Origin of the sequence: Citrobacter amalonaticus (assembly GCF_002918555.1) — a bacterium.
GTDB lineage: Bacteria > Pseudomonadota > Gammaproteobacteria > Enterobacterales > Enterobacteriaceae > Citrobacter_C > Citrobacter_C amalonaticus_A.
On record NZ_PQMB01000003.1, the window covers coordinates 355392 to 379994 of the forward strand.

20 protein-coding genes are annotated in these 24603 nt (G+C 53.3%); 13 read left to right on the plus strand and 7 right to left on the minus strand.

Annotated features, from left to right (window positions below; all coding sequences use genetic code 11):
- Nucleotides 1–196 precede the first annotated feature (196 nt).
- From C3432_RS14255 to C3432_RS14305, 10 genes are all read left to right on the plus strand, one after another.
- Entirely contained in the window at nucleotides 197–802 is a 606-nt protein-coding gene (locus C3432_RS14255; RefSeq protein ID WP_103777261.1) for a tyrosine-type DNA invertase, read from the plus strand.
- Between the two features lie 604 nt (nucleotides 803–1406).
- Nucleotides 1407–2003: a tyrosine-type DNA invertase gene (locus C3432_RS14265; RefSeq protein ID WP_103777263.1), complete on the plus strand. Its 597-nt coding sequence runs from the start codon at nucleotides 1407–1409 to the stop codon at nucleotides 2001–2003.
- Between the two features lie 494 nt (nucleotides 2004–2497).
- Complete coding sequence (gene fimA, locus C3432_RS14270; protein ID WP_103777264.1) at nucleotides 2498–3043, plus strand: type 1 fimbrial major subunit FimA; 546 nt, start codon at nucleotides 2498–2500, stop codon at nucleotides 3041–3043.
- Nucleotides 3044–3111: 68 nt separating this feature from the next.
- A complete protein-coding gene (locus C3432_RS14275; RefSeq protein ID WP_103777265.1) occupies nucleotides 3112–3651 on the plus strand; it encodes a fimbrial protein in 540 nt (179 codons plus the stop codon).
- Between the two features lie 71 nt (nucleotides 3652–3722).
- Nucleotides 3723–4409 carry a fimbria/pilus periplasmic chaperone gene (locus C3432_RS14280; RefSeq protein ID WP_374755469.1) on the plus strand — a complete coding sequence of 229 codons (687 nt, stop codon included), beginning with the start codon at nucleotides 3723–3725 and terminating at the stop codon, nucleotides 4407–4409.
- Nucleotides 4410–4483: 74 nt separating this feature from the next.
- Complete coding sequence (locus C3432_RS14285; protein WP_103777267.1) at nucleotides 4484–7120, plus strand: fimbrial biogenesis usher protein; 2637 nt, start codon at nucleotides 4484–4486, stop codon at nucleotides 7118–7120.
- A gap of 10 nt (nucleotides 7121–7130) precedes the next feature.
- The gene (locus tag C3432_RS14290) at nucleotides 7131–7658 is read left to right on the plus strand and encodes a fimbrial protein (RefSeq protein WP_181012944.1); all 528 of its coding nucleotides are present in this window, start codon (nucleotides 7131–7133) and stop codon (nucleotides 7656–7658) included.
- 12 nt (nucleotides 7659–7670) lie between these two features.
- On the plus strand, nucleotides 7671–8174 hold the full coding sequence (locus C3432_RS14295; RefSeq protein WP_103777269.1) for a fimbrial protein: 504 nt from the start codon (nucleotides 7671–7673) through the stop codon (nucleotides 8172–8174).
- Between the two features lie 16 nt (nucleotides 8175–8190).
- The gene (locus tag C3432_RS14300) at nucleotides 8191–9096 is read left to right on the plus strand and encodes a fimbrial protein (protein ID WP_103777270.1); all 906 of its coding nucleotides are present in this window, start codon (nucleotides 8191–8193) and stop codon (nucleotides 9094–9096) included.
- A gap of 16 nt (nucleotides 9097–9112) precedes the next feature.
- Nucleotides 9113–10564: an EAL domain-containing protein gene (locus C3432_RS14305; RefSeq protein ID WP_103777870.1), complete on the plus strand. Its 1452-nt coding sequence runs from the start codon at nucleotides 9113–9115 to the stop codon at nucleotides 10562–10564.
- Nucleotides 10565–10589: 25 nt separating this feature from the next.
- Here the strand turns inward: C3432_RS14305 and C3432_RS14310 are convergent, their stop codons facing one another.
- The 3 genes from C3432_RS14310 to C3432_RS28350 all read right to left on the minus strand — a co-directional run bounded on the left by C3432_RS14310 (nucleotide 10590) and on the right by C3432_RS28350 (nucleotide 13479).
- Nucleotides 10590–12143, minus strand: a complete 1554-nt coding sequence (locus tag C3432_RS14310) for a peptide MFS transporter (RefSeq protein ID WP_103777271.1) — start codon at nucleotides 12141–12143, stop codon at nucleotides 10590–10592.
- An 813-nt stretch (nucleotides 12144–12956) separates the two neighbouring features.
- The gene (locus C3432_RS28345; RefSeq protein ID WP_103777273.1) at nucleotides 12957–13229 is read right to left on the minus strand and encodes a hypothetical protein; all 273 of its coding nucleotides are present in this window, start codon (nucleotides 13227–13229) and stop codon (nucleotides 12957–12959) included.
- A 73-nt stretch (nucleotides 13230–13302) separates the two neighbouring features.
- Complete coding sequence (locus tag C3432_RS28350) at nucleotides 13303–13479, minus strand: YnfU family zinc-binding protein (RefSeq protein WP_219816730.1); 177 nt, start codon at nucleotides 13477–13479, stop codon at nucleotides 13303–13305.
- 142 nt (nucleotides 13480–13621) lie between these two features.
- On the opposite strand from C3432_RS28350, the gene C3432_RS14330 reads away from it, so the two are divergent.
- Complete coding sequence (locus tag C3432_RS14330; RefSeq protein WP_103777275.1) at nucleotides 13622–13855, plus strand: hypothetical protein; 234 nt, start codon at nucleotides 13622–13624, stop codon at nucleotides 13853–13855.
- A gap of 18 nt (nucleotides 13856–13873) precedes the next feature.
- Here the strand turns inward: C3432_RS14330 and C3432_RS14335 are convergent, their stop codons facing one another.
- The 3 genes from C3432_RS14335 to cspF all read right to left on the minus strand — a co-directional run bounded on the left by C3432_RS14335 (nucleotide 13874) and on the right by cspF (nucleotide 23165).
- Nucleotides 13874–22456: a GH36-type glycosyl hydrolase domain-containing protein gene (locus tag C3432_RS14335; RefSeq protein WP_103777276.1), complete on the minus strand. Its 8583-nt coding sequence runs from the start codon at nucleotides 22454–22456 to the stop codon at nucleotides 13874–13876.
- 145 nt (nucleotides 22457–22601) lie between these two features.
- Nucleotides 22602–22766: a YnfU family zinc-binding protein gene (locus tag C3432_RS27820; RefSeq protein ID WP_219816733.1), complete on the minus strand. Its 165-nt coding sequence runs from the start codon at nucleotides 22764–22766 to the stop codon at nucleotides 22602–22604.
- Between the two features lie 186 nt (nucleotides 22767–22952).
- Complete coding sequence (gene cspF, locus C3432_RS14340; protein ID WP_103777871.1) at nucleotides 22953–23165, minus strand: cold shock-like protein CspF; 213 nt, start codon at nucleotides 23163–23165, stop codon at nucleotides 22953–22955.
- Between the two features lie 286 nt (nucleotides 23166–23451).
- Between cspF and C3432_RS14345 the strand changes: the two genes are divergently transcribed.
- Entirely contained in the window at nucleotides 23452–23670 is a 219-nt protein-coding gene (locus C3432_RS14345) for a cold shock domain-containing protein (protein ID WP_103777277.1), read from the plus strand.
- A 397-nt stretch (nucleotides 23671–24067) separates the two neighbouring features.
- On the opposite strand, the gene C3432_RS27825 is transcribed toward C3432_RS14345, so the two are convergent.
- Nucleotides 24068–24238: a YnfU family zinc-binding protein gene (locus C3432_RS27825; protein WP_308457665.1), complete on the minus strand. Its 171-nt coding sequence runs from the start codon at nucleotides 24236–24238 to the stop codon at nucleotides 24068–24070.
- Between the two features lie 145 nt (nucleotides 24239–24383).
- Here C3432_RS27825 and ymcF point away from each other — a divergent pair, with 145 nt between their 5' ends.
- Nucleotides 24384–24560: a cold shock small protein YmcF gene (ymcF, locus tag C3432_RS14350; RefSeq protein WP_103777278.1), complete on the plus strand. Its 177-nt coding sequence runs from the start codon at nucleotides 24384–24386 to the stop codon at nucleotides 24558–24560.
- Nucleotides 24561–24603: the final 43 nt, after the last annotated feature.

Below are 24603 nucleotides of genomic sequence, written 5' to 3' on the forward strand. Positions count from 1 at the left end.
GCAAGGATGTGACATCATGACCCGACAATATACATCCGTCCCCACTATCCGGTTCTGTTCACCAGAAACTGAGAACCGTCACATGAGATAAATCATTCTCAGCGCGACGCTTAAAATAACTAAAGACCGGATAATACCATCGGATTGATGGTGATAAGAAGAATATTTGCCTGCCTGCAATCAAAGAGGGAACCTAATGAAAAACAGCGCCGATAACAAAAAAAGGAATTTCCTGACTCAAAATGAAGTGGAGTCACTACTCAAAGCAACAAATACCGGCCCACATGCTGCACGTAATTATTGTCTGACATTACTCTGTTTCATTCACGGATTTCGCGCCAGTGAAATCTGTCGCTTACAAATTTCAGATATCGACATTAAATCAAAGTGTATTTACATCCACCGCCTTAAAAAAGGATTTTCAACAACTCATCCTTTATTAGGTGAAGAGATACTGGCATTAAAACAGTGGCTGGCTATTCGTATCTCTTATCCCCACTCAGACAGCGAATGGTTATTTTTATCGAGGAAAGGAAACCCACTTTCCCGCCAACAGTTTTACCAGATCATTTCTGCTTCCGGTGATAACGCCGGCCTGTCACTGGAAATTCACCCGCATATGCTTCGCCACTCATGCGGTTTCGCGTTAGCCAATATGGGTATCGATACCCGTCTCATCCAGGACTATCTTGGACACCGTAATATCCGCCATACCGTCTGGTATACCGCCAGTAACGCGGGGCGTTTTTACGGTATCTGGGATGATGCCCGCCTCAAACAGCGAAATGCAATTTTACTGTAGCCTCTTCAACGCCATGGATGGCGTCGAAATTCCCCTTTCTTGCAATACATTAATAAAAATTAACCTTATGTTAACTATGATTAATGTCCCCGCAAATTCCTGTTACATTCCTTATAGACTCTGAATAATTCAAGTTGCAGGACAAAACGCGTAGTCGTTTTGAACAGCGCTTGCGCTGGCCCCGAAGGGGCGAGGCCGAAGGCCGAGTAATAAAGCCAACGTACCTGCAACTTGAAGTATAACGAGTATAAATGCCCCACCATATCCTTATACTGTATCTGGATATTCGTTCACTCATGTTCAGTTCATTGCCTTAAACCACCCGGCAATAAAAACCGGTTAAAAATATCATTACCCACAACTTTTTTCCTTTTAATTTTATATACCTGACAACGACCACAACAGGCTCTATTGTGATAAGGGATAAAATCTTTAAAAATAAGATTTATCATGTGGCACGATCTTAACCATGTGTAAAAGTAATGTAATCACATGGCTGTGATTAATCCCTTCATATTAATACGCCTTTAACATCGCGGATTATTTTTTAATCGCTATGATGTTTCTCTGCGGGCTTATAAACTTATTTCAGGAGTAATTTATTGTGAATCGACGTCGTTATCTTACCGGCAAAGAAGTACAGTCAATGATGCTGGCCGCTCGTCACGGCCCCACCGGAGAGCGGGATTATTGTCTTATTCTGTTAGCATTTCGTCACGGGATGCGGATCAGCGAACTCCTCGGACTGCACTATCGTGACCTTGATCTCAACGAAGGGCGAATCCATATCCGTCGCCTGAAAAACGGCTTTTCCACCATCCACCCGCTGCGTTTTGACGAGCGTGAAGCCGTTGAACGCTGGAGCCAGGAACGCGCTGACTGGAGAGGTGCCTGCTGTACTGACGCAGTATTTATTTCCCGACGAGGCACGCCACTTTCCCGCCAGCAGGCCTGGCGCATCATTCGTACTGCCGGAATCAATGCCGGTACCGTCACCCACACTCATCCACACATGTTACGTCATGCCTGCGGTTATGAACTCGCAGAAAGGGGAACGGATACCCGGCTGATACAGGATTATCTGGGCCATCGTAACATCCGCCACACGGTACGTTATACCGCCAGTAACGCCGCGCGTTTTGCCGGACTATGGGAGCGAAACAACCTGTTAGAAGAAATTTTACAAGGTAAGAAAAAATGATTTAAGCGATTGATAATGAAAGGAAGTTCTCAAATCGAATTGGTCAATTGGGGCCAAACTGTCCATATCATAAAAAAATTTAACCATCTTTTGCAACTCACAAGTTAAAATTACCCGTAATAAGTATTTATCTAACTGATATTCATAGCATTAACTTCAGGCAATTTCTTCACACTCCCCCCAAAACTCAGCACCTGCCTCCGCTTTGAACTGAAGCAGATGCCGAATGCGTCCATTTGTGCAAATCAAAATATTAGATTTTAAATTCAGAAAATAGTCAGTTTCAAACATAAAAAACCAATAAAAAAGCCAGATAACCGACTGAAAGGTTTTTTACTCTAATGAGACAAAATGGCCCCAATTGTCTCATTAGTTGGGCGAGAACTGTACAGAACCGGCAGTCGAACCATTCGGCTGAAAATATGGAATGCCTGGACGGCAAAACGGCTGCCAACATGGGTTCGTTATATCGATATTGTTTAAAGGAAAAAAGCATGAAAATTAAAACACTGGCAATCGTTGTTCTGTCAGCCCTGTCCCTGTCCTCTGCGGCGGCTCTGGCCGCTACCACGGTAAACGGCGGTACAGTGCATTTTAAAGGAGAAGTCGTTAACGCAGCCTGCGCAGTCGATGCCGGTTCTATTGATCAAACCGTACAGTTAGGCCAGGTTCGCTCTGCAAGACTGGCAACGTCCGGCGACACCAGCTCCGCGGTCGGTTTCAACATTCAACTGAATGATTGTGATACCACCGTCTCTACTAAAGCGTCTATCGCATTCTCCGGCACTGCGGTTGATCCCACCAACACTACCGTCCTGGCCCTGCAGGGTTCCGCTGCCGGTAGCGCAACGAACGTCGGCGTACAGATCCTCGACAACAAAGGCACCCCGCTGGCCCTGGATGGCGCAACCTTCAGCGCGGCAACAACGCTGAACGATGGCACCAACATCATTCCGTTCCAGGCGCGTTACTACGCGACGGGGGCAGCCACTGCCGGTACCGCTAACGCTGACGCAACGTTCAAAGTGCAATACGAGTAATTCATCAGGCAGGGAAGCATTCAGGGCCAGGATGGCCCGTTATCCGCAATGGGACTGAGGTGATAACGATGCAAAGGATGAAATCAGGTTTGCTGATGCTCTTACTGCCCGCATGTGCGCTGGCCGGGAACTCGTGGAACGTCATGTTGCCCGGAGGAAGTATGCGCTTCCAGGGCGTCATTATTGCAGAATCCTGTCGCGTCGAAGCGGGCGATCGCCAGATGACGGTGAACATGGGGCAGATCGGCAGCAATCGATTTCATGCGACAGGGGAAGATACCAATCCGGTTCCCTTCGATATTCATCTGCAGGATTGCAGTACTGCAGTAAGCCAACGTGTCGGTGTGGCGTTTCATGGCGTTGCCGATGGTAAAAATCCCGATGTTCTCTCCGTGGGTGAGGGACCGGGTATCGCCAACGGGATCGGCATTGCGCTGTTTGACCAGGAAGGCAGCCTGATCCCCCTTAATAGCCCTCCGGGAAGCTGGACAAAGCTCTATACCGGGCCAACCACGCTACATTTTGTCGCGAAATATCGTTCAACCGGGCGTCAGGTCACCGGAGGTCGTGCCAACGCACAGGCCTGGTTCTCTTTGACCTACCAGTAATTAAGCAGACATACCGAATACAGGAAATGACGGTGAGAACAACAAGGGTATACATAAAAAAAACGTGGGCAATGACGTACAACTTTCTGGCCGGAGTACTGATGATAGCCGCCAGTGGACTGGCCTCTCACGCAGAAGCGGGCGTGGCGCTGGGTTCAACCAGGGTCATTTATCCGGCAGGACAAAAGCAGGTTCAACTGGCGGTGACCAATAATGATGACAGCAGTACGTATCTGATCCAGTCATGGGTGGAAAACGCTGATGGCGTCAAAGACGGGCGCTTCGTAGTCACCCCACCGCTGTTTGCCATGCAGGGAAAAAAAGAGAACACCTTACGTATTCTCGACGCGACCAATAACCAGCTGCCGCAGGATCGGGAAAGCTTATTCTGGATGAACGTGAAAGCCATTCCCTCAATGGATAAGTCAAAACTTAACGACAACACGCTGCAGCTGGCCATTATCAGCCGCATCAAACTCTATTACCGTCCGGCAAAACTGGCGCTGCCGCCGGAGCGGGCCGCAGAAAAACTGACGTTTCGCCGCAGCGCGGGCACGCTGACGCTGATCAACCCAACGCCCTACTATCTGACCGTGACCGAACTGAATGCCGGTATCCGGGTGCTGGAAAACGCGCTGGTTCCTCCGATGGGAGAAGCCCAGGTGAAATTACCGGCCGATGCAGGCGCTGAAATTACCTATAAGACCATTAACGATTATGGCGCGCTGACTCCGCGCATGAAAGGCGCAATGCAATAACGAACGGGGAACCCCACTCACTCCCCTGAACAAAAAAAGAACTGACAGCCGGGCGATTTCGAACCGGAGGGACTATGTCATATCTGAAATCTGGACTCAACCGCTTGGGGTCCCGGCGTATGCAGCACTTAACCTTGCGTATGTCTGGCGTATTTGCACAGGCCCCCTTTGCCCTTTTGCTTGCCTCACAAACTTTTTGCGCACACGCGGAACTGTATTTTAATCCGCGTTTTCTGGCTGACGATCCAGCTGCCGTGGCGGATCTCTCGGGATTTGAAAAGGGCCATGAGCTACCGCCTGGCACTTATCGCGTGGATATCTACCTCAATGACGGATACATGACGACCCGCGATGTCACCTTCAATGCCAGCGAAAACGGTCACGGGCTGGCGCCATGCCTGACGCGTGGGCAGCTCGCCGGTATGGGGTTGAACACGGCATCCGTCAGCGGAATGAATGTGCTGGCGGCAGATGCCTGTGTGCCGTTAACACAGATGATTAAGGACGCCACGACCCGTTTAGACGTGGGGCAGCAGCGGCTTTACATGACCATTCCCCAGGCATTTATGGGGAGCCAGGCGCGCGGCTATATTCCACCGGAACTCTGGGATAACGGCATTACCGCCGGATTACTGAACTACAACTTCACCGGCAACACTGTCCAGAACACTATCGGCGGCAGCAGTCATTATGCCTATTTAAACCTGCAAAGCGGGCTGAATCTTGGCGCGTGGCGTCTGCGCGATAACACAACCTGGAGCTACAGCAGCGGCGGCAACGCATCAGGTAACGACAACATATGGCAGCACGTGAACACCTGGCTGGAGCGGGATATCACGCCATTACGCTCGCGTCTGACGCTTGGCGACAGCTACACCAATGGCGATATCTTCGATGGCATTAACTTTCGCGGCGTACAGCTGGCGACGGATGACAATATGCTGCCGGACAGTCAGAAGGGCTTTGCGCCGGTTATCCACGGTATTGCCCGCGGCACGGCGCAGGTATCCGTCAAACAAAACGGTTATGAGATCTACCACAGCACGGTGCCGCCAGGCCCCTTTACTATCAACGATCTCTATGCCGCGGGTAACGGCGGCGACCTGCAGGTGACGATCAAAGAGGCCGATGGCAGCAGTCAGATCTTCTCCGTCCCTTACTCCTCGGTACCGGTGCTGCAACGTGAAGGCCACACCCGCTATGCCCTGACCGCCGGGGAATATCGCAGCGGTAATAATCAGCAGGAAGAGCCGACGTTCTTCCAGAGCACCATACTGCACGGGCTTCCGGCTGGCTGGACGCTGTACGGCGGTACCCAACTGGCGGATCGTTATCACGCCTTCAACGCCGGGGTGGGGAAAAACATGGGCGAGCTGGGCGCCCTGTCGGTGGATGTCACGCAGGCCAATGCCACCCTGCCCGATGACAGCAAGCACCAGGGACAGTCAGTGCGTTTTCTCTACAACAAATCACTCAGCGAGCTTGGCACTAACATCCAGTTGGTGGGCTACCGCTACTCCACGCGCGGTTATTTCAGCTTTGCCGATACCACCTACAGCCGGATGAGCGGCTATAACGTTGAAACCCAGGACGGGATCATTCAGGTACAGCCCAAATTCACCGACTACTACAACCTCACTTATAACAAACGTGGCAAGGTTCAGCTGAGTATCACCCAACAGCTAGGGCGCACCGCCACCTTTTACCTGAGCGGAAGCCGCCAGACCTACTGGGGGACCGACAGCGCCGATGAGCAATTACAGGCCGGGCTGAATACCGCGATCGACGATATCAACTGGACGCTGAGCTACAGCCTGACCAAAAACGCCTGGCAAAACGGGCGCGACCAGATGCTGGCCGTCAACGTCAACATCCCCTTCAGCCACTGGCAACGCTCGGACAGCAAGTCCGTCTGGCGACACGCCAGCGCCAGCTACAGCATGTCGAACGATCTCAACGGCAGGATGACCAACCTGGCAGGGCTGTACGGCACATTACTGGAAGACAACAACCTGAGCTACAGCGTTCAGACCGGTTACGCGGGCGGCGGAGAGGGCAGCAGCAGCGGCACCGGCTATACCGCATTGAACTATCGCGGTGGCTACGGCAACGCCAACGTCGGCTACAGCCGCAGCGACGGTATCAAACAGCTTTATTACGGGATGAGCGGCGGCGTACTGGCACATGCCAACGGCGTCACGCTGAGCCAGCCGCTCAACGACACGGTGGTGTTGATCAAAGCGCCGGGGGCGGAAGGGACGAAAGTAGAGAACCAGACCGGGGTACGTACCGACTGGCGTGGCTATGCCGTGCTGCCTTACGCCACCGAATACCGGGAAAACCGGATCGCCCTGGACACCAACACTCTCGCGGACAACGTCGATCTGGATGAGGCGGTCGCGACCGTCGTACCGACGCACGGCGCGATTGTCCGTGCTGAATTCAAAGCCCACGTTGGGATAAAACTGCTGCTGACGCTGACCCACAACGGCAAACCGGTTCCTTTCGGCGCAATCGTCACCTCCGACAGTAATCAGAGCGGCAGCATCGTTGCCGACAACGGCCAGGTCTATCTGAGCGGCATGCCGCTGGCTGGAAAAGTGCGAGTGAAATGGGGTGAAGGCGCGGATACCCGCTGTGTGGCGGAGTACCGCTTACCCACAGAGAGCCAGCAACAGCTGCTAAGCCAGCTATCGGCCGTGTGCCGCTAAGGACATGATGATGAGAAAAACCCTTTATCTGCTGAGCGCCGTCTTCTCGCTGGCCGCCGCCAATGCGTCTGCCGCCGACAGCACGATCACGATCAGCGGTTACGTCAGGGATAACGCCTGCGCCGTGGCGGGGGAATCGCAAGATTTTACCGTCGACCTGATGGATAACGCGACGAAGCAGTTCAGTACCGTCGGCGCCACCACGCCTGCCGTGCCGTTTCGCATTGTCCTCTCGCCCTGCGGCAACTCGGTTACTGCGGTAAAGGTGGGTTTTACCGGTCCTGCCGACGATGACAACACCAGCCTGTTAAAACTCGACGCGGGTACCCAGGCAGCGGCGGGCATGGGGGTGCAGATCCTCAACGGACAGCAAAGCGCCCTGCCGCTCAATGCGGCATCCTCCGCAATCCCGTGGACCACGCTGACGCCCGGCCAGACCAATACGCTGCACTTTTATGCCCGGCTGATGGCAACGCGGGTCCCGGTCACGGCAGGGCACGTTAATGCCACAGCGACATTCACCCTTGAATTTCAGTAAGCGGAGACTTCGATGAAACGACCCCATCCCGGTTGGCTTCTGGCGGCGCTTCTGACCGCCTTCTCCCCAACGCTACAGGCGGCCGACGTGACGATTACCGTAAACGGTAAAGTGGTGGCTAAACCGTGCACGGTGTCCACCACCAATGCCACCGTCGAGCTTGGCGATCTCTATACCTTCAGCCTGGTTTCACCCGGCTCCTCTTCGCAATGGCATACCGTGGCACTCGATCTCAGCAACTGCCCGATCGGCACGTCCAGGATCACGGCCAGCTTCAGCGGAACGGCAGACAGCACCGGCTATTACAAAAACCAGGGAAGCGCCGGAAATATCCAGCTTGAACTTCAGGATGACAGTGGCAACACGCTGAATACCGGCGCCACAAAGTCGGTACAGGTGGATGACGCATCGCAATCCGCCCGTTTTCCATTACAGGTCAGAGCGCTGTCGGTAAACGGTGGCGCGACTCAGGGAACCATTCAGGCGGTGATAAACGTGACCTATACCTACGCCTGACGAGGAGAGTATGTTGATGAAAAAAATGATAACCCTGCTGACCACGCTGCTGCTGATGGGCTGGTCGGTCAATGTCTGGGCATTCGCCTGCAAAACGGCAGGCGGCGCGACAATCCCTATCGGCGGCGGGAGTGCCAACGTCTACGTCGACCTGGCACCTGCGGTTAACGTTGGGCAAAACCTGGTGGTCGATCTCTCGACACAGATTTTTTGCCATAACGACTTTCCGGAGACGATGACCGACTATGTGACACTCCAGCGTGGCTCGGCGTACGGCGGCGTATTGTCGAGCTTTTCCGGCACCGTGAGATACAACGGCATCAGCTATCCGTTTCCTACCACCAGTGAAACGGCGCGGATGACCTACAACTCGACAATCGATCAGCCCTGGCCTGCCTTACTTTACCTGACGCCCATCAGTTCCGCCGGTGGCGTGGCGATAAGAGCCGGAACGCTCATCGCGGTGCTCATTCTGCGCCAGACCAACAACAGAGACAGCGACGATTTCCAGTTCGTATGGAACATCTACGCCAACAACAATGTGGTGGTGCCCACCGGCGGCTGCGATGTCTCAGCCCGCGACGTGACGGTGACGCTTCCTGATTATCCTGGCTCTATGCCGATCCCGCTGACGGTTTACTGCGCACAGAACCAGAATCTGGCTTATTACCTCTCCGGCACCACTGCGGATTCGGCTAACTCGATATTCACCAATACCGCATCGGCCTCACCCGCGCAGGGCATTGGCGTTCAGGTAACGCGTAATGGCAGCGTGGTCCCCGCCAACAGCACGATATCAATGGGTTCGGTGGGCACCTCTGCCGTTAGCCTGGGGTTGACGGCGAACTACGCGCGCACCACCGGACAGGTCACGGCTGGCAACGTACAGTCAATCATCGGGGTGACATTTGTCTATCAATAAGATGAGCGGGCCGATGATGGATTATATTCTGTCCCCCTGCTCGTTCGCCGCCAAAGGGCTTGCCGGCATGATGGCGCACGGCGATCGCCATTTGACGCTGCTGCAACCCCAGGCGCAGGCGATCCTGTCGCTTCCCTCTCCGGCGGCGGTAGGCCGGATCGTGGTATTTCTGCCAGACGATCCCATCTGGCTGCTTACCACGCTCAGGCAGGCGGCCTTTTTGCTGGAACAGGCCTCCACGCCGCTCCCTATGCTTATTCTCAGCCGCTGCCCGATTCGCTGGTTACAGCATACGCTATTGTATCTTGTCGCTGAGCGCGGCCAGCTTTCACAGGTACGGGCTGCAGCCTCCGATCTGCCAGGCCGCTGCATTGCGGCCTTGCTAAGGGAAGAGGCGTTGCTGGACTACCCTCTTCTGGCCCAGCTGTCAGAGCAGGAGACGCTGATTTATGGCGACACCACAAATGGGCTCAGCAAGCAGGAACTGAATGCCATTCTGGATTTGTTGCTCGGATTCAACATCGCGGAGCGGGCACAATACCGTGGCGTAAGCCAGAAAACGCTTTATAACCAGAGAACATCAGGACTCAAAAAGATGGTGGAACATCACCCGCTGCTGGCAGCGAACTTCCCTGGTAATCCGGTGACCAGGCAAAACAGAATGAACAGTGGGGGACTTTCGGCCTTTGAACGTGAATTTGTTCACGCTATTCATTGCCGGCAGGTATTTCCGGTATTTCAACCCATCATTGATGACAAACATCGACTGCAGGGTGTTGAGATCCTCTCCCGCTGGCGTCGCAATGGCAACGTCCTGCCGCCCGGCGCGTTTCTGCCTCAAATAAGTTCTGAATACGCCTGGATGGTCCTGACCGCTTTTGTCCTTCAGGAGGCTATCCAGAAGATTAATCAGTATCCTGGGGACATTTACTTCGCCATTAATATCCCCTCAGCCCTCGCCAGCCACGAAAACCTGGTACGGATGATGGAAAAAGCACGACAGAAGCTGCATCAGCCCCGGAGAACTGACAGGCTGGTACTGGAATTTGCTGAAACAATTGATGTCCGCCGACAGGGGAAGACATCAGAAGTCGTTGCTGAATTACAGCAGCACGGCTTTCGCGTTACGCTGGATGACTGCTTTTCGCAGGGCAGCGTGATGTTTCCGGTCAGGCAGATTCGGTTTAGCGAATATAAGCTGGACATGGGTATCATTAACGATATGCAACGCGACCCTCATGCTCTGGCGCTGATCAAAAGTCTGATCTATTACTGCCAGCTGACGGGCAGCCGCTGTATTGCCGAAGGTGTGGACAGCGTGGAGAAATTGACCATGCTGAAAGCGCTGGGTATGGATCGTTTTCAGGGCCATCTCATCTCACCACCGGTGGGTAGCCACGAGCTGGGGACACTGATCCGGTATCACCAGTCACAGCAGGTTGTCAGCAAAGATAAAGCCGACGCGTAAAGCGTCGGCTTATTTACGATGGCGATCAGGCTTTCGTCGTCGGCTCTGGAGCCTTCTTGCTCTGGGTGTTTTCCAGCATCCGGCGAACCGGCACAATCAGAACACACAGCACCGCAGCACAAATCAGCAGGGCAATTGAGCAACGCTCGAACAGTTCCGGCAGCATATCCAGCTGATCGGCCTTCACATGTCCGCCAATCAGACCCGCCGCCAGGTTGCCCAGGGCGCTGGAGCAGAACCACAGTCCCATCATCTGACCACGCATTCTTTCCGGAGCCAGCAGCGTCATGGTCGCCAAACCAATCGGACTCAGACACAGTTCGCCCAGCGTCAGCATCAGGATACTGCCAACCAGCCACATCGGCGATACGCCTGCGCCACCGCTGTTCAGCACGTTTTGCGCCGCCAGCATCATCAGCCCAAAGCCCGCAGCCGCACAGAGAATACCAATAACGAACTTGGTAATACTGCTCGGACGCACATTGTTACGCGCCAGCGCTGGCCACGCCCAGCTAAATACCGGAGCCAGCAGAATGATAAACAACGCGTTGATGGACTGGAACCATACCGCCGGGATCTCAAAGTCTCCGATCATGCGGTTGGTATAGTCGTTAGCAAACAGGTTGAACGAGGTCGGTTTCTGCTCAAACGCCGACCAGAAAAAGGCAGCGGAAACCAGCAGGATAAAACAGACCAACAGTCGTGCGCGCTCTTTACGGCTCAACCCGGCAAAAACAAACAGCCAGATAAAGTAGAGCACCACCGATGCCGCAATCACATAGACCAGCATACTGGCCACCGCGACAGGGTTAATGACAATAACGCCCTGCGCAATCAACGCGATGACGATCGCCACGCCAACCGCCAGCGCTAACAGCCAGCCGCCGACGCCGCTTCTTTTCACTACCGGGCTATTCCAGGTTGAATCAAGCCCCACTTCGCTGTCATAACGCTTCATCGCCGGAACGGCAAACACGCGGAAGATGATTAACGCCACCAGCATCCCGATACCGCCGATCCCAAAGCCCCAGTGCCAGCCATGTGATTTAATCAGCCAGCCAGAGATCAGCGGCGCGATAAAGGATCCTAAGTTAATCCCCATATAGAACAGCGAGAAACCGCCGTCACGACGGGTATCGCCCTTCTTATACAGCGTACCGACCATCACCGAGATACAGGTTTTGAACAGGCCGGAACCGAGCACAATAAACATCAGACCGATAAAGAACAGGCTGTCGCCCATGACCGCTGACAGGGCAATCGCGAGGTGCCCGAGCGCAATCAGAATGGAGCCGTACCAGACCGCTTTTTGCTGACCCAGCCAGTTGTCCGCCAGCCAGCCCCCAGGCAGCGCAGCGAGATACATACTCCCGGCAAAAATACCCACAATCGCCGAGGCGTTTTCACGCGCCAGCCCCATACCGCCGTCATAAACCGTTGCCGCCATAAACAGGATCAGCAGCGGACGAATACCGTAAAACGAGAAGCGTTCCCACATTTCCGTGAAGAACAGTGACCCCAACGGATAAGGATGACCGAAGAAAGTTCGGCTCTCGTTTTTATTTACAGAGGAATGCATAAAATCTCCCAAAAAATACCCGCAGCGCTTGAAAACCGAGGGAAGCGTGTTGTCCTTTTAACAAAAAGGTTAGTGTTTACATATTACAAAGCGTTATTTAACTATTTGATAACCTAACGCTGGCGCTGTCCAGCCCCTCAACCCTTCTTTTTAGACGAAAAGTCGACAAATGCCTACTTTTTTAGATTTTATATTGGAAGCACCAGGAATGTTATTGACACCACACCCAATGGGTGAAGATGAATATTTATATTTTATAATCAATAAATTACAACAAAATCACATCAAAAAAACGGACAAATCATCGCCAAAAAATAACGCGATAAAGAGTGTGGTAAATATCAGGTTGTCTGTCCTTTCCAGGAAAATTTTGCCGCAAAAGGCAAATTTATTGTCGCTTACTCGTCACCGGGATTCCCCTTCAAGAGATTGCCGCATCGTCATGCAGCGCTCGCTGCAGGGTCATCGTCCACGCATCGTCTGTACCATGCCAGCCATCATCCGGTACATGCGGTGGCATCGGTACGCTGTCCGTGTTCAAACTGCCTGCGCCAATTACGCCTGGTGAGTCAGACTCCTGGTCCGACCAACAATATGAGTCCTGAAAGACAATATTTTTATCAATCATCTGCCTGACAGTATTTAAGCGAAGCGCTGGGGTTACAGATGATAAGTGAAGAAATGCGTCTTCAGAAACACATGGCGTTTCAGGGGGGTGTCATAGCGTATAAATTCAAAAAATATTTCGCCGCTTGTGATAAGAAATTTGCGATTCTGCATGAAAATTTTATTATCCGCAGGTTTAAAGACCGGTTAATAACATTCAAGAAACTGTCTTCCGGACTCCTCTTCATTAAGGTACTCAAAAGAGAGAAGACGAATTGGGGTATGGTTATAAAACCATTCACAATCATTGCGTTGAATCATGTCTCCTGGTTTGAAGCATACCCCGGACGCTTCCCGAACAATGGCATATTTATCATTACTAAATCTCACTCTGTGGATACAGAACGGTTGATTTGCCTCTCCTGGACGGCGGCTGGAGATGATATTTCCTTCAATAAAAACAGATTTCTTCAGTTTCATAAACATAACCTTTATCACTGGAGTCAAAGAGATATGTTGTCATTTTCCTGTTCCGTTCTCGTTCGGTTGCTCATCAGCCGCCAATACACCAGCATTCTGACGGCCGGAATAACAGCCCGCAGGCGGGGCATTCCAGAACGTTATCTTTGCGTAGTTTACCCGCTTTCTGATCGGCTCTGTGAGCGCATACCGGGCAGGCAACATGAACGGGTCTTTCTTTAAAATGCCTGAGTCCGTTTGTGTAAGACATTGGGGAAATACTCTGTGGAATGTCATATTGAGTATACGCCTATATACAAGAATATTCCGGATATGATGGCTCACTCAGGAAGTCAGCCACGCAGAGCGCACTGATGATGTGTGATACAATGCCCTTCCGTGAGAAATTTATAATGAAATCAGAAGACACCCTTGACTGGTACCCGGCCCAGCTGCCACCGGTGAAAATTATCCTCGGTGAAGCCGTGCTGGCGGTGGGTAAACAGGGCCGACCGATTAACACCCGGACATTGCTTGAGTATCTCCAGGTGCTACAGGACAGGCAAAAAAAACGCGATGATAAAGTCGCGATGCAAACCGCAATTGATGTTCTCAGAGACAATCAGCGCATTAACGGTCGACGTTAATGCGCGTTTAAGCCCGCGTCAGTTTTGCAGGATTATAACCGTATGGTTTTGCCCATCATCCCCCAGCGGAATTCTGTCGTCAGGCAGTACGACGCCATCCAGCATAACCTGATATTCCCCCTCACCGCGTGAAACCGTAATCTGATAATGGCTTTCGCCATGTTGATATGTCATGGCAAAAGAGGGCCACTCATCCGGCAACCGGGCATGGACAGTAAAGGCGTTTCCGAAACGTTTGATCCCCAGTAACTCCTCTGTGAGAAGACGCCAGGTCCAGCCTGCGGAACCGGTATACCAGCTCCATCCGGCACGTCCGGTATGTGGCGCAACGCTGTAGACATCGGCGCTCATGACGTAAGGTTCCGCTTTATAGATCGCGACGCCTTCTGCATCCCGCGTGTGGTTTATCGGATTGAGCATTGACCAGAGTTGCCACGCGCGCGCGGTGTTGCCCATCCGGGCAAATGCCATCACCGCCCAGATCGCGCCATGCGTGTACTGTCCCCCGTTTTCCCGCACGCCGGGCAGATATCCCTGAATGTAGCCCGGATTAGGGCCGTGACCATCGAACGGCGGCGTTAGCAGTTTTATCAAGCCGCCCTCTTTATCGACCAGGTACTTATCCAGCGCCTGCATGGCCTGAACGCTGCGGGTCGGGTTTGCGGCGCCGGACAATACCGACCAGCTTTGTGCGATCGCATCAATCCGGCAGTCCTGCGAGGCTTTCGCCCCCAGAGGCGTCCCATCGTCAAAGTACCCGCGCCGGTACCACTCGCCATCCCAGGCGTGGGCCTCAAGATTTTTTTGCAGGCGCAGGGCCTGGGAGCGGCACATCGACGCCATACTGTCGTCCTGCCTGCTCTCCGCCAGCGCGGCGAAGCGCTGCAAAATGTCGTACAGGAAGAAGCCCAGCCAGACGCTTTCCCCCTTCCCTTCAATGCCGACCCGGTTCATCCCGTCATTCCAGTCTCCTGCGCCCATCAGCGGCAGGCCATGCTCCCCGAACCGCAAACCATGCTGCACGGCCCTGACGCAGTGTAACCACAGCGTCTCTTCGCTATCGCTGACGACGGGGGTGTCATAAACGGACTCTTCGCCCGGCTGGAGCGAACGGCCTTCCAGATAAGGGATGCGCATTTCCAGCACACCCTTGTCTCCCGTCGTTTCCACATAGTGGCAAACGGCAAGCGGAAGCCAGAGGTAGTCATCAGAACAGCGGGTGCGTACGCCATTGCCGTGGGGAGGATGCCACCAGTGCTGTACATCCCCCTCAATGAACTGGCGTGATGCACACAGCGCTATCTGGTCGCGCATTCGTTGCGGATCGGCATGGCTCAGCGCCAGCGTATCCTGTAACTGATCGCGAAAACCAAATGCGCCGCCGGACTGGTAGTAACCGCTGCGAGCCATCAGGCGACAGGCCACCGTCTGGTACAGCAGCCAGCCGTTGACCAGTAAATTCACGGAGGTATCAGGCGTGTCCACCACGACCTTATCGAGCACCTTGTGCCAGTGCTGGTGAACCCGGTTCAGCTCCTGGCGGACCGCATCCTCATTCAGATAGCGGGTGAGCGTCTCCTGCGCCAGCGCATGATTTTCATCGGTGCCAAGGACAAAAATAAACGTCCGCTGGTCGCCATCAATGAGTGTGGCCGCTGACTGTACCGCCCCGCAGGGATCCAGACCGGCTCCGGTTTTCCCCGAAAGTCTGCGCAATTTCATGGCAGAAGGATTTTGCAGGGAACCGTTACGGCCAATAAATTCCCGACGATCCCCCGTCAGCGAACAATAATTCCCGCTGACGGCAAAGAATGCGGTGCGTCCCCCGCCGTCATCGCCGTAAAAGTTATTGGCCATCACGCCGCAACCGCCGGGGAGAGTGGCGGCATGAGTCACGATATGAGGGGCAGAGCGGGTTCGGGACTCCCCGAGCGTCCACTCCACATAGCCAGTGACGGACAGCTTACGCGTCCGTCCTGAATTGTTGCTGAGCATCAGGACAGCCAGTTTCACCGGCGCTTTTTCGGCGACCAGAATCGTCAGCTCGCTGTCTATCCCGCTTTCCCGATGGGCAAACACGCTGTAGCCAAAACCGTGGCGGGTCAGATAATCACCGCGTCCGCGAACGGGTAAGGTCGTCGGCGACCAGCACTCCCCGCTCTCTTCATCGCGCAGATAAAACGCCTCACCGCTGCGATCGCTCACCGGATCGTTTTCCCACGGCGTTAACCTGAATTCATGGGCATTCTCATACCAGCTATAGGCCTGTCCCGCATCGGAAATCACGCTGCCAAAACGGGCATTTGCCAGTACGTTTGACCAGGGGGCCGGTGTCTGCGTATTTTCCCGAAGGACAATCTGATACTCCCGGCCATCCGCAGAAAATCCACCGTAGCCGTTGAAATGGCACAACTGACGGGTATCGGGCGTCCAGTCAGTATGTTGATTACTCTCCGGCACAGCTTGCGGGACAAATGCCCTGGCCGGCGGTTTTGGGGTATGAATGCGCTGGTTAAGCTGTTCATTAAGCCCCCCCGCACGGTCATCGAGATACAGACAGGCCACGCTCATCAGCAGCAGCTTATCCTCAGCGGAGAGGTGCTCGCCATTACGGACAAAAAGACCGCCCGTTTTATCCAGCAGGCTGGCCTCCGATCCGGCATAAATTAAATCCATAATCTGATTTTGCAATCCCTGCTGGTAGCCCCCCGGACTGTTATTGAGGATCACTAAATCCACCTCCAGCCCTTTCAGTCTCCAGTAGCGGTGTGCCTGAATCAGTGTGGTAACAGAGGCGATACCTTCCTCGCTGGTCACGCTGAGCAGTACTATCGGCAGATCGCCTGAAATTGCCCAGCCCCACAGACCGGACTGACCGCGGCGGTTACGGCTGATAACCTGACCCTCGGCGCGCAGCTCCTGACTGGGATAAAGTACGGCACTGGCGAGACGATTAAACAAGCTGGCATCATCTTCACTGGCGTTAATCTGGCGCAGCATCACCAGACTGTGCGACCAGGCCAGTTCAAAGACGCGGTCAGCGATAGGGGCGTCGCGATATTTTTCCAGCAACGCCAGACTTTGCTTACGGCTGTCGCTGATGCCATAAACGATATCAATCGTGACCGGCTGCCCCGGTTGCAGAGTGATGGCGTGGCGTATCGCCAGTATCGGATCCAACACCGACCCCGACGTGTTGCTGAGCGCCCCGCCGCCCCTGATGGCCTGGGCATCCGCAGGGCTTCTGCCACGCCCCAGAAATTTTTCCCTGTCCGTTTCAAACGAGACGCGCTTACGGCTATCGCCATGCATCACCATCATGTGAAACAGGCAGGGACTCGGTTCATCCGGCGAACGCGGACGTCGATGGCAAAGGATGGCGTCACGCTCAGGATTAAGCTCGGTCTGAATAAACAAATTGCTGAACGCCGGATGTGCCCGATCGCTGGCGTCAGGCGCCATCACCACTTCGGCATAGGTTGTCAGCTCCAGCGTGCGCGGCAGTCGGCCCCGATGCACCAGCGTGAGGCGCCGCAGTTCAATATCATCCTCCGGCGAAACCACTACCTGGGTTTTGACGCTGAGCTTCCCGAAGGTGCGCCTGAATTCTGCCCCGGCATCGGTAAATATCACTTCATCGCCGTGGTCAGTATCGTTGCCTGTGGGCTGCCAGGTATTGCTCCATACCTCGCCTGTATGCATATCGCGGATATAGCAGAATGCCCCCCAGTTATCCCGGGTGGTATCGCTGCGCCAGCGCGTGAGGGCAATATTGTTCCAGCGACTGTAACCGCCCCCGCCCGCGGTCAACATCAGATGATAATGGCTGTTGGACAGAAGCTGAGTCTCCGGCGCCGGAGAATCCACCCCGGTAAAAATACGGGGTTCATAGCGAACGGGCTTAACCCGCCCCTCATGAGATTCAAAATGCCGACGCGGGCTGTAGAGATCGACCGCATCCGGCACGCGCTCCTGTAACAGCAGACTCGCCGACCGGAAGACGGTACTGGACATGAACCGCTCAGTCATCGGGGCATCAAGCAGCACGTGACTCAGCGCCTGAAACGCCATGCCCTGATGATGAGCCATCCAGGACTGCACCACCGCATACAGTTGACCGGTTGCGAGGCGCGATGGCGTATAGTCCAGCGCTTCATAAAAACCGTATTCCCCGCGCGCGCCGTTTTTTTCCAGTCTGAACAGATTCTCGCAGGCTTTCTGTGGGGAGATCATCAGCGCCAGCAGTGTGGCGTACGGGGCGACAACCATATCGTCGGCAAGTCCCCGACGCAGACCAAGCCCCGGCACGCCAAATGCCTGATACTGATAGTTATGCTGCACATCAAACGCATGGTAGCCAGACTCTGATACTCCCCACGGCACCCCGCGCTCTTTGCCCCAGTGGATCTGGCGCATCACCGCCGACCGGCTCATCTCATCAAGCAGGCTGCCGGGCCAGGTGGGCATGACCAGATTCGGCATCAGGTATTCAAACATCGAACCGCTCCATGACATCAGGGCCGTTTCATTGTCAATGGTGGTGAACAGCCGCCCCAGCGCGTACCAGCTTTTAAGCGGCAGCTGATTGGTCGCAATGGCGAGAAAACTGGTCAGGCGGATTTCAGAGGGCAGGAGATCGTAATGGCTTTTATCTGGCGTGTTGGTGTCACTGTTGTAACCGACGCTGAGCAGACTGGTTTTTTCACTGTACAGAAAGGCGAAATCCATCCGCGCATGGTCATCCAGCCGCTGTTCAAGCTCGGTGATAATTTTCAGCCGCATTCGGGCCTGCGCCGTCACAGATGCGGGAGGCGAGCCTTCCCCGGTATATGTCGCGCGGGCAAGCCAGCTCAGCGTCGGCAGCCTCTGTTCGCACCAGGACGCGGGTAACCAGCCGAGCAGGAGCGACCATTCATGGCAAAGCTGTACCAGCTGATGCTCCAGATGCCCAATCCAGCGCACCAGAAGGGGGTTATCCTGATGGCATTGGGTTGTCAGATGGTTGCACTGGGTGCGCATTTTTTTCAGCTCGCTGAAAATCTCTGGCGGAGGCAGCGACACGGCGCTCAGGCAATGTTTGCGCAGCAGCCGCAGACTGGTGGGCGCACTCTGGCCCCACTGTTTCTCCAGAATGTCCAGCGTATCGTTCAACCCGGCCAGTATCTGTTCGATGTTTAAAACAGGCTGATGACGCATGGCGGTCAGCCCTTCACGCAACGTCAGTAGATGACCCGCCATATTGCCGCTGTCGACGCTCGAGACGTAGCGTGGGCTGAGCGGAGCCAGCGTACGGGTGTCATACCAGTTATAGAGATGCCCCCGGTAGTGTTCCATTTTATCCATCGTGTCGAGCGTGAGCGACACGCGCTGAAGGACCTCCCCGCCGGACAGGTAACCAAAGTCCCATGCCGTCAGGTTGGCCATCAGGGAGAGTCCAATATTGGTCGGAGACGTGCGATGCGCCACCGTCGGCTGCGGTATTTCCTGATAGTTATCAGGCGGAAGCCAGTTCTCCTTTGCGGTGACAAAGGTCTCAAAAAACGCCCAGATTTCACGACTGGTCTGGCGTAACAGCTGCGTTTGCTCCGGGTTCGGCGAAAATGCCTTTCGCACTGGCTGGCGGCTCAGCCAGCTCATCAGCAGCGGAGCCAGACACCATAACATCGCGATCGGCAACGCGATCGCCAGCAGCAGCGGGGCAAACTGCACGGTCAGGATCGCGAGCGCCGCTCCCGCAGCCACATTCAGCCACATAGCCCGATAAAAACGGCTCACCGGGATTCTGTCCCGCTCGCTGTCCAGACTGTGGCTGGTCCACTGGCTGAGGTTGCGCTGGCTGACACCCAGACGCCATAGCGTCACCACAATCGCATACAACGAATATCCGGCTTCGTGCGGCAGTATCGCTAAATTAAGTCCGATACCTGACAAACGCTTCAGCGCTCCTGTCACAACCAGCAACAGATGCTGCTTCAGAGGGCGACGGAGCGGCTTATGCAGGAGGTCATGGGTGATACTGAGCATGGCAGGCAACAGCCATATCAGCGTCAATACGCCAAGCCAGTAAAATGGATTAGGAACCCACAGCAGGGTGAAGAACAGCAATACCAGTAGCGAGGGGGTCACAAGGCTGCGACGCAGATTATCCAATAATTTCCAGTAAGAGAGCGCGGACAGGGGATTCTTATCCCGGGAGCCATCCGCTTTTCTGACGCGTGGCTTCAACCAGTTAAGCAGTTGCCAGTCTCCGCGGATCCAGCGTGAGCGACGAGCAACATCCGAAAGATAATTATTAGGATACTGTTCATAGAGTAAGACCTCGCTTAACAGCCCCGATCGCGCATAGCACCCTTCCAGTAAATCATGGCTGAGAACCAGGTTTTCAGGGCACGTGTTGGCGGTGGCCTGAACAAAGATATCCACATCATAAATCCCCTTGCCCACGAACGAGCCTTCCCCAAAGAGATCCTGGTAGATATCGGAAGACATCATCGAATAGGGATTATTGCCCGGTGCGCTGCTGCGCATGGCGGCATAGCGCCCCTGCCCGTTGCGGGGCATCTCCTCCGCCAGACCCGGTTGTAAAATGCCGAACCCCTTGACCACCCTCTGGCGCACCGGATCATACTCCGGCTTATTCAGCGGATGCGCCATTGTTGCCACCAGCTTGTGCGCCGTATCGCGTGGCAAAACCGTGTCACTGTCCAGGGTGATGACGTATTGAATGTGACCCGGTAAAAGATGCGCCGGCGTGTCTGCAACGCTGACAAATTGTCCCTCCGGATGGCGTAACCAGCTGTTCAGCAAGGCCAGTTTTCCCCGCTTGCGTTCATAGCCCATCCAGGTTCCCTGAGCGGTGTTCCATTCAGGTTGCCGGTGTAGCAGATAAAAACGCGGACGGCTGGAGGGATAGCGCCGGTTAAGCGCCTGCGTATCAGCGATCGCCTGCCTGAGCAGGGCGTTGCTTTCCGGCGAGGATTCATTTCCGGAATCAGCGAAATCGGTGAGCAGAGCGAAACAGAGGTTTTCGTGCTGATTCCCCAGCCAGCACACTTCAAGACTGGTGAGCAGTTTGCCGATGCCTTCGTGGCTTGTCAGCATGCAGGGGATCGCAATCATGGTTGCACTGTCAGCGGGAATACCGGCTGAAAAATCCATTCTCGGCAAGGGACGGGGAACACGAAGACGGGTGGTGGCGTCGCTTAACAGATCGCTCACGAGCTGACTGATCGCAATCACGAGGGGCAACGCCACCGCAATCAGCAGCCAGTCCGCCCCCTGCAGCGCGGTTTCGTGCAGTATCCCGGCCGTCGCTGCCGTGGTCAACAGGCTCAGGCTCCCCAGCCATGACAGCAGGGATATTCTGTTAAAACTGTGGCGCAGACGGACGAGCATTGACGTGTCGGCCAACAGATGAATTTCCAGCTGCTGCCGGCCTTCGCCGACCAGATAATAGCCAATATGATGCTGGGGTGTATCGGGCGCACTTTCCCCGGTCAGCGTCAGTAACCGGCTGGCAACCTCAGGCTCACTTAAGCCGCTGTCCCTGGCCAGTATTTCAATGACATGGCGGTAATGGTCACGGGTATCAAAGTGCATCCGGGGATAGATGCCCGCAGGATCATGACAAAGTGCCTGTTCGACGACGCTTATCGCCTCGGCGAAATCAGCCCAGTTTGTTTCGCTCAGTAAGCGCAACCCGGCGATGCTGTTACTGACAGAAAGCTGGCTGGCAGCAAGCTGTTGATTGAAACGATGAATGAGAACGTCAGTTGTGACCCCCTGCTCCGCCAGGCACTGGTCAACCCAGGTCAAAGGTAACGACAGCGCATTGCCATGTCCCTGTAAACGCCGTACCAGCTCGGCGACAAAGGCGCTGCTCAACGGAGGACGGGAGCGCGCCATGTCGGCAACCACCATGATTAAGTCAGCGGGCGCACTCTCTGCACATTCGAAAAGCCTTGTTATCCACGAATCTGCCAGGTTTCGTTCTTGCTGAGCCTTTACCACTTCCATACTGATACGGCGAAGATTTTCAATCAGCGCCAGGCGCAGCATACCCGGCAGGGCCCAGACTTCACCTAATGTCAGCGGCGTCACCTGCTGATAAGCCATGATATAGCTGGTCAGGCTGGCGGTGTCCCAGCGACCGTCGCCATGAGCGATGGCCTCTGATGCGATATCGTAAATTCGCGGACAATTTCGCGGCGATATCAGCGACGGAAGACCTTTGCCAAAGCTTTTTGGCAAGTGCTGGCGGACAATGCGGATTTGTTCTTCAATCAGGTAGTAATTGTCCAGCAACCACTCCCCGGCGGGCATGATACTCGTCTTTTTCCCCGCGTTAAGCTCATAGCAGTTTTGCGTGATGACGACCTCATTGTCGCCGAGCCGTTTCAGCAGGTAATAAGGAAGTTTATCCGGCGATAATTTATGGGTTCGCGCCAGCTTCTGGCCGTAGCGCTCCATCTGAGCTGTCGAAAACAGTTCTGACCGCAGGTGAGTTTCACCGGCAGGGTCGTTGATCGAAAACGGAACGCCTGCGGAGGCACTCGACGGAATATGGGCGCGGCTAAACCACGACCAGGGGTTCATTTTCATAGCGTTGCTCTGATGCGACGTTAACGCGCAGGAGCAGTTGCGAAATCAGTTCAGAAACGTTCTCTCAGGATGGGCGTAAGGCATCAGGGATTTAACAGCTGCTGGAATATGACTTAACGGCCTGTCTGTCGTTCTGTATCCACCGCTAGGGCCGGGAGATAAACAAAGCCTTGCAGCCAGGGCAAAGCATTACCTGATTGCGTCGAATTTTTGAGATGGGCTGAGCCGATTTTAAGCCACAAGAAGGGCAGGTGGCAGTAGCGGTAGACGCACCATTGATGAGTTTCATTGCGTAATCGATAATGGACATGATGATTAACCTTTCAATGAATGAGCTTCACCCTATCACGTTTGAGTAAATTTTAATCCATTTAATTTATCGCCCCATGACTTATCACTCCGCAATCGGGGGATTATCAGGGGAAATAAAGTTGTGAAAGTATTCTTTCAGCATGTAATTGAAGGCGACAATAAATCTGTCTAATGCACTGAAATATCAGGAAAGGTATATGTTAGCCGCCACGGGGCCATTAAGACCGTTAATCCGACAAAACTCTATACGGATCCCAGGGATGAGTAATTCTGATTCGCTGGAGTTGACGGCTGAAATGTGAAGCAGAACATCTTTTCGACCATCTGATGGGATGATGAGGCCTTTGCCACTGAGGATGTCAAAACTTTTGACAATTCCTGTCATTTTACGGGACAAGTATAAACTCTTTTTTGAAAACACGTGACGACTATACGCTGAAATAAAGTTAAAGCCATCTTTAATTTTTTCTACCCAGGACTTCCGGACGGCTAAAATATAATTTGCTAATTATGCCTGTCCGTGCATTAATAAACTCATCAGTTAGTTGTACAAACGAACGTAAAACATTTTACCAGGCAGTCCTCATTACCAGGCGCTATCGCTGATATCCCCTCCTTTTGAGTCCATATGTTTAATACTATACGTTTCTTATCAATTTCATAATTGTTCAATTGGAGTCAGTATGTCCTCAAGAATTAAAGGGCTGGTAAAGTGGTTTAACGAAGACAAGGGTTTTGGCTTCATCTCTCCACTTGATGGAAGCAAAGATGTCTTTGTTCATTTTTCTGCTCTTCACGGTGATGACTTCAAAACCCTGTTTGAAGGACAGAAAGTTGAATTCGCCATTCACAGTGGTGACAAAGGCCCTGCGGCTACCAACGTAATACTTTGCGATAAATAAATATTTTTGGATCTACGACAACGATGAAGGATTATTCCTGAGTAGATAGATCCATAAATTGATTCAGTGGAAGGTCAGGTGTTCTTAACAACAGGTCAGCAAATTTTGATATTTGTATGAGTGTGCTGACCGATGTGATGAAGTGCAGGTCTGCTGCATGAACAGTCTGTACTCTACATAATTCGAGTTGCAGGAAAGCCAACGCATCTGCAACTTGAAGTATGACGAGTATAAAAGCAGAAGCTAGCTGCTTGTAAAATATTAAAGTGCATAAGAGGTCAGGCAACCTCCAAAAGCATCACTTCCTCGATTTAACCTGATTTACACGAGCCAGAAAAACTCATTGCCAAATGAAGCGTTTTTAATTTATTGATCGCGCATCATCCGGCAAGTTTTTTTAGAATCGTTGTATTGATTTGAACAACGTACTGCAATACGGGCAGACAAGCTGAGATCCTTTTTGGATACGGCTAAAACTATGCTCAGAATCTTTAGTACAGTTTGGGCATGGGCATTTGACTAAGTGATTACGACGGGCTTGTGTTTTTTTATTTCCGGACATAGGCATCTCCTGATTTACGGGACTGTCACCTTACACGTTTAATCAGATTATTGCTTGTTTTTTTTCTGATGGCTTACGAGAATGTAAAAATTTTAAAATGCAAGCCCTGCTATAAAGATGGGACAAAACCATCATTAATAAGGTAAAAGTTATGACTCTACACATTCATTTTAAATGCCCACGTTGCCATGGTTCTCAATACCGGACATCTGTTTTTGATGTATCCGAGAAGAATCCCTTTGGCGCAAAGTGCATTTTCTGTAAATCAATCATGGAATGTGATGACAGCAAAATCATTAAGAATAAAACCTTAACATACACCGCATAGCGGCAACGGGTTTGTTGTTAACGTTATTTACCTCCTTTTCCGG

Coding starts and splice junctions, on each gene's coding strand:
- C3432_RS14255 (WP_103777261.1), top strand. CDS start 197: ATGAAAAACAGCGCCGATAACAAAAAAAGGAATTTCCTGACTCAAAAT.
- fimA (WP_103777264.1), top strand. CDS start 2,498: ATGAAAATTAAAACACTGGCAATCGTTGTTCTGTCAGCCCTGTCCCTG.
- C3432_RS14275 (WP_103777265.1), top strand. CDS start 3,112: ATGCAAAGGATGAAATCAGGTTTGCTGATGCTCTTACTGCCCGCATGT.
- C3432_RS14280 (WP_374755469.1), top strand. CDS start 3,723: ATGACGTACAACTTTCTGGCCGGAGTACTGATGATAGCCGCCAGTGGA.
- C3432_RS14285 (WP_103777267.1), top strand. CDS start 4,484: ATGTCATATCTGAAATCTGGACTCAACCGCTTGGGGTCCCGGCGTATG.
- C3432_RS14290 (WP_181012944.1), top strand. CDS start 7,131: ATGAGAAAAACCCTTTATCTGCTGAGCGCCGTCTTCTCGCTGGCCGCC.
- C3432_RS14295 (WP_103777269.1), top strand. CDS start 7,671: ATGAAACGACCCCATCCCGGTTGGCTTCTGGCGGCGCTTCTGACCGCC.
- C3432_RS14300 (WP_103777270.1), top strand. CDS start 8,191: ATGAAAAAAATGATAACCCTGCTGACCACGCTGCTGCTGATGGGCTGG.
- C3432_RS14305 (WP_103777870.1), top strand. CDS start 9,113: ATGGATTATATTCTGTCCCCCTGCTCGTTCGCCGCCAAAGGGCTTGCC.
- C3432_RS14310 (WP_103777271.1), bottom strand. CDS start 12,143: ATGCATTCCTCTGTAAATAAAAACGAGAGCCGAACTTTCTTCGGTCAT.
- C3432_RS28345 (WP_103777273.1), bottom strand. CDS start 13,229: ATGAAACTGAAGAAATCTGTTTTTATTGAAGGAAATATCATCTCCAGC.
- C3432_RS28350 (WP_219816730.1), bottom strand. CDS start 13,479: ATGTCTTACACAAACGGACTCAGGCATTTTAAAGAAAGACCCGTTCAT.
- C3432_RS14330 (WP_103777275.1), top strand. CDS start 13,622: ATGAAATCAGAAGACACCCTTGACTGGTACCCGGCCCAGCTGCCACCG.
- C3432_RS14335 (WP_103777276.1), bottom strand. CDS start 22,456: ATGAAAATGAACCCCTGGTCGTGGTTTAGCCGCGCCCATATTCCGTCG.
- C3432_RS27820 (WP_219816733.1), bottom strand. CDS start 22,766: ATGTCCATTATCGATTACGCAATGAAACTCATCAATGGTGCGTCTACC.
- C3432_RS14345 (WP_103777277.1), top strand. CDS start 23,452: ATGTCCTCAAGAATTAAAGGGCTGGTAAAGTGGTTTAACGAAGACAAG.
- C3432_RS27825 (WP_308457665.1), bottom strand. CDS start 24,238: ATGCCTATGTCCGGAAATAAAAAAACACAAGCCCGTCGTAATCACTTA.
- ymcF (WP_103777278.1), top strand. CDS start 24,384: ATGACTCTACACATTCATTTTAAATGCCCACGTTGCCATGGTTCTCAA.